Annotated in this window: 6 protein-coding genes; 4 read left to right on the plus strand and 2 right to left on the minus strand. The window is 59.3% G+C overall.

Going from position 1 to position 4,837, the window contains the following annotated elements:
* The first annotated feature begins 34 nt into the window (after positions 1-34).
* From hrcA to SMC5_RS00100, 4 genes are read left to right on the plus strand one after another with little or no spacing between them, the layout of a single operon-like run.
* Positions 35-1,063 (plus strand): heat-inducible transcriptional repressor HrcA, encoded by a 1,029-nt coding sequence (gene hrcA / locus SMC5_RS00085; RefSeq protein ID WP_119119098.1) that lies wholly within the window; start codon positions 35-37, stop codon positions 1,061-1,063.
* Between the two features lie 3 nt (positions 1,064-1,066).
* Positions 1,067-1,792: an RsmE family RNA methyltransferase gene (locus SMC5_RS00090; protein ID WP_119119099.1), complete on the plus strand. Its 726-nt coding sequence runs from the start codon at positions 1,067-1,069 to the stop codon at positions 1,790-1,792.
* Positions 1,789-3,084, plus strand: a complete 1,296-nt coding sequence (locus SMC5_RS00095; RefSeq protein WP_119119100.1) for a MiaB/RimO family radical SAM methylthiotransferase — start codon at positions 1,789-1,791, stop codon at positions 3,082-3,084. The genes SMC5_RS00090 and SMC5_RS00095 overlap by 4 nt, the downstream gene beginning before the upstream one ends.
* Positions 3,081-3,446, plus strand: a complete 366-nt coding sequence (locus SMC5_RS00100) for an HIT domain-containing protein (RefSeq protein WP_119119101.1) — start codon at positions 3,081-3,083, stop codon at positions 3,444-3,446. Before SMC5_RS00095 ends, SMC5_RS00100 begins: the two co-directional genes overlap by 4 nt.
* On the opposite strand, the gene SMC5_RS00105 is transcribed toward SMC5_RS00100, so the two are convergent.
* A complete protein-coding gene (locus SMC5_RS00105; protein ID WP_119086701.1) occupies positions 3,443-3,943 on the minus strand; it encodes a ferritin-like domain-containing protein in 501 nt (166 codons plus the stop codon). The two genes, SMC5_RS00100 and SMC5_RS00105, sit on opposite strands and share 4 nt — an antisense overlap.
* Positions 3,940-4,837: Zn-binding domain-containing protein (locus SMC5_RS00110; protein WP_165848882.1), on the minus strand; the 898-nt coding region annotated here is incomplete at its 5' end. The genes SMC5_RS00110 and SMC5_RS00105, both read right to left, overlap by 4 nt.

Genomic DNA, 4,837 nt, shown 5'->3' on the forward strand with positions numbered 1-4,837 from the left:
GGCGCTAATCGGTACAATAGATGAGGTGACATAGATGTTCCTGACAGAACGGCAGAAGCGCATATTGCTGACTATCGTCCGGAGGTACATGGACGATGGCGAGCCTGTCAGTTCGGGATTCGTAACCAGCCAACTGGGCAACGACCTCTCGTCTGCGACGATCCGCAATGAAATGGCGGAGCTTAGCAGCATGGGATATCTTCAGCAGCCTCACGTATCCGCCGGGCGCGTTCCGACGGTACTGGCGTATCACATGTATATCTCGGCATTTCTCGTCGAGGCGACGCGTCAACGCATGTTCACCGGACCGATGGATCTCCCACTGCAATATGAGAGTCTTCCACGTCTGTTCGACGGGGTGGCGACTGCCGTGTCTGACCGCACGAAGAAAGTGAGTTTTGTCCTGTCTCCCCCGATGAACTCTGTGACTCTGCGTCATATCAGCCTCGTACCGTTCAGCGAAACAGTGCTCATGCTGGTCTTTATCACTGACCGCGAGAACGTCGAGGGATACAAGCTGCTTGCCCCGGCAGACACGACTGAACAGGAACTCGCAGACATCAATGCCATTTTTGTCAGGGAACTCCGGGGGAAGAGCCTCGATGAAGGTATTCATACCCTTCGCTTTGGCAACATGCTGCCACAGGACCTTGCTCTGCGCTACGAAGGCGTTCTGGACGCCGTGGCCCAACTTATGGAAGGCGAGTTGCGCAAGGGAGAGAGTCAGATCTTTGTCCGGGGTATCGAACAGATGCTGAGTGATCTTCCCGATGACCAGGTAGGGGCGTTTTCCACACTGAGCACCTTCCTGAGCCGCGAAGAGGTCGTGAAACCCTACCTCAATTCGCTGAGCGATCGGGGAGAGATCAGCCTGTTTATAGGAGAGGAGAACCAGCGGGAGGAATTGAGGAGCTTCAGCCTCGTGTCGGTGAGCTACTCGCTTGATTCGAACCAGAGGGGCGTTCTCGGTCTCGTTGGTCCCATCCGCATGAACTATATCCGGGCCATCACGGTCCTGGAGAGTTTCGCAGGATACCTCGGCAGGGTCTCGGGTAGCGGCTGATCCATGCCGGCGTTCGAGGCGGGTCAGTCGCTCAGGCTGGGCGAACATGTCATGCTTGGCGGCACGCCTGTCGCACATCACATTGCAGATGTCCTCCGTGCTCGTCACGGCGAAGGGATCATCCTGTTCCACGCAGGAGAACTGTATGACGCGGTCGTCGAAGATGCCTCCAGGTCTGGCCTTTCCGTTTCCGTGGAGGGCGTCCGCCAGTCGCCCTTTTCCCTGCACCCGGTCACTCTCTTGCAGGCAATCATCCGACCTGCGCTGCTCGATGACGTTGTCCACGTTTGTGCTCCGCTGGGAGTGCATCGTTTTGTTCTGTATGTTGCCGAGCGCAGCCAGGCATGGAATGTTGCCGGGCGGCTCGAGCGCCTGAGCCAGGTGGCTCTGTCGTCGGCCGAGCAGGCCGAGACAGGTGATGTCCCGACGGTCGAACTGGCAGCAGGGCTCCAGAGTGCTCTGTCATGTGTCGGCCCTGTGGACAGTCTGATCATGATGTCCCCTCGTGCAGCTTCGACCATGATGGGACTTGCGCGTGACGGGGTCATTGTTCTGGATGGGTCCATTGCGGTCGCAGTCGGTCCCGAGGGTGGGTTCTCGGGGTCCGAGGAGGCCCTGCTCATCGAACGAGGCGCTCTGACCGTTCGCCTCAGCACAGGCATTCTCAGGAGCGAGCTGGCCGGGTTCGCTGCCACGCTCATGGTGCGGGAGTTGCAGGCAGGGCCATGAAGGTGTTCATCTACACGCTCGGCTGCAAGGTCAACGAGGTCGACTCCGAACTCTATGCACAGGAAATGCGGTTGCTGGGTGTCGAGACGACAACGGCGCTGACTGAAGCCGACGCCGTCATCGTGAACTCGTGCAGCGTCACGAACCGGGCTCAGGCTCAGAGCCTGCAGTTTGCGCGTCGTGCCCTGCGCGAACGACCGGGTGCCCCCGTGTATCTTACCGGATGCGGGGCAGCACTGCTGAACCTGACGCGTACGCAAGCTCCTGTTGGCGTCACCGTCGTTGCCATGAGTGATCGAGCGGAAGTGGCGAGGCTTGTCGTCGGCTCAGATGGCGCAGTCCAGACGGTTGCGCGATGGGTCGACAGGCGCATTCAGAGAGCGGGCGCCCGCAACCGCGTGGATGTACGCGTTCAGGAGGGCTGCGACAACATGTGCACCTACTGCGTGGTACCGCTTGTGCGTGGCTCGCGCCTGGAATCCAAGCCGATCGACGTGGCAGTGGATGAAGTCATGGGACTGGCGACGGCAGGCGTCAAGGAAGTGGTGTTGACCGGGACGGAGATAGGCAAGTACGGTGAAACGCCCGACAGGTTGTCCGTCCTGCTGAGCAGCATGCTCGGGGCGCTTGAGACTGCAGGCCTCCCGACGCGCGTACGCGTCAGTTCCCTGAACCCGGATGCGATCACCGAAGCACTGGTCATCCAGTTTGCGAACCATGCCCAGCTCTGTCCGCAGCTGCATCTTCCCCTGCAGAGCGGGAGTGACGCAGTGCTGCAGCGCATGCGTCGACCGTACACGTCGAAGGACCTGCTCGGCAGTGTGCAACGCTTGCGGGCGGATGATCCATCGTTTGCCCTGACGACAGACGTCATCGTCGGGTTTCCCGGTGAGACCGAACAGGACCTGCAGGCCACGCTGGACGTGATCTGGCTTGCGGCGTTTGCCAAGGTCCATGTCTTTCCCTATTCACCTCGTCCCTTCACTCCTGCTGCACGTGAGGAGCATCAGGTCCCGGCGGAGGTCGCGAAGGAACGGCTGCACCGTGTGCTTGAGGCCGCGGAGCAGACAGGCATGGCATTTGCCCACCGGTTCATCGGTCGGGACGTAACGATCGTATCGGAGAAGTCTTCTCCGGGGGAGGTTGAAGGGTATTCAGAGCGCTATCTCTGGACGGAGGGACATGTGTGTGGGAACAATATACTCGAACGCGACAGCTTTGTCGTCGTTCGTGTCGAGGGTTGTCACTTCGACGGCGACCGGGTCGTCCTTTCCGGGAGCGTAGCCGCATGATGAGCGCGAACGAACAGGACTGTGTCTTCTGCCGTATTGGCCGACACGAAGCACCGGCCGAATACGTCTATGAGGATGAGACGGTCTTCGTCATCAAGGACCGGTTCCCGAAGGCGCCGGTACATCTGCTCGTAATCCCCCGCAAGCACATCGCTCGCATCGATGCTCTCGGGGCAGAAGACAATGAACTGATCGTTCACCTCTTCGAGGTCATCCGCCTGATAGCGGTCAAGTATCACCTTGAAGCAGGGTACCGCGTCATGATCAATTCCGGCGCAGAAGGTGGACAGACCGTGTCACACCTGCACGTTCACATCATCGCGGGCAAGTGTTTGGGATCCAGGGAGGACGCTGCACTCTAGAACGGTGCGAACCGGTTCTCCGCCCAGATTCGTTCCTTGAGGAGGTCATATGCCTTCTCGAGAAGATGAAGGTGGAGTTTCTCCCACTCTTCGAGCTGTCTGTACATGGTGGCCTCGTCTGGCTGGGTTGCCTTCTCGGCCGCGGCATGATAGAATTCCCACGAATTGCGTTCGAGCAGCATACCCGTGTGGATCGCGGAGGCTTCGTGCTGTGAGAGATCTGTTGCGCTGCGCACGGCGTCGGCCAGGACTTCATCGTGCGTCGTTTCTTTCAGTGCTGCGAGTTCAGTGATGTCCAGTGTGCCGCCCGCCAGCACATGGTCCAGTTCCTTGCTGATGTACTTCCGGTGTTTCTCCTCCTGCTCGGTCAGATAGATGAAAACGTCCTGCACCGCCCCTTTGGGCAGGGTGCAGGTTACGCCGAGGTAGAACAGCCATCCTTCGATCTCGAGCTGCAGTGCATCCTTGAGAAGAGTAACCATTCCTTCTTTGCTCATGCGCCACCTCCAGTGGTCGTGTCAAGTCTGTCGAGCAGGAGCCCGAGCAGAACACGTGCACCATTCTTGTCCAGCGGCTTGTTGTTGTTGCCGCACTTTGGCGAGTATACACAGCTTGGACAGCCATCCTTGCAGGGGCACTCGGTCACCCGGTCCAATGCAAGGCTTACGACATCGCGGAAGCGGCCGTATGCCGATTCAGTGAGGCCGACGCCTCCGATATGCCCATCATACACAAAGATGCTGGGTTTCAACGTATCCCGGTGGAGTATCGTCGAGATGCCACCCAAGTCACGCTGGTCGCACAGCACGACGATCGGCATCAGGGCGATGAGCAGGTGCTCGGCTGCGTGCAGGCTCCCCGCGATATCGTAGCCACCTTCCGTGAGCCTATCGAGCATGGCGTCAGGAACCGTAATCCAGAGCGCCATCGTCTCATAGCTGATCTCGGGCGTGTCGATGTACTCTCGCCCAACCTCTGTCTCGATGTGAAAACTCTTCTTGATGAAGCCGACCGTCTGCTCGGACACCACGACCTTGCCGAACGACAGGCCGACATCGCCGTAGTCACGGTGCCCCCGTTCGTTCTGGACGACGACGTCGCTGCGGATAATTGCGTCGGTGTAGTAGTTCTGCGTCGTGGGGACGGCATGGACGACCTGCTGTTCGTGATCATTGTCCGTGACGAGATACGAGTCTCCCTGATGGAGGAACACGGCACCGGGGTAGAACTCTTCGATGACCTTGTAGGCGTCAGCTTCCTCGAGGACCTGCCTGTCACCGTCGTTCAAAATGTGGTAGCGCTTGTCCGACAACGTGCGCAGGCTGACGAACCGATGAGGATAGGTCTCGGTAGAAACCATCAGGGGGCCGCGGGCGCGCAGCTTCCCGTCC

Origin of the sequence: Candidatus Cryosericum odellii, from assembly GCF_003570935.1 — a bacterium.
Taxonomy (GTDB): Bacteria; Caldisericota; Caldisericia; order Cryosericales; family Cryosericaceae; genus Cryosericum; species Cryosericum odellii.

Coding starts and splice junctions, on each gene's coding strand:
- hrcA (WP_119119098.1), top strand. CDS start 35: ATGTTCCTGACAGAACGGCAGAAGCGCATATTGCTGACTATCGTCCGG.
- SMC5_RS00090 (WP_119119099.1), top strand. CDS start 1,067: ATGCCGGCGTTCGAGGCGGGTCAGTCGCTCAGGCTGGGCGAACATGTC.
- SMC5_RS00095 (WP_119119100.1), top strand. CDS start 1,789: ATGAAGGTGTTCATCTACACGCTCGGCTGCAAGGTCAACGAGGTCGAC.
- SMC5_RS00100 (WP_119119101.1), top strand. CDS start 3,081: ATGATGAGCGCGAACGAACAGGACTGTGTCTTCTGCCGTATTGGCCGA.
- SMC5_RS00105 (WP_119086701.1), bottom strand. CDS start 3,943: ATGAGCAAAGAAGGAATGGTTACTCTTCTCAAGGATGCACTGCAGCTC.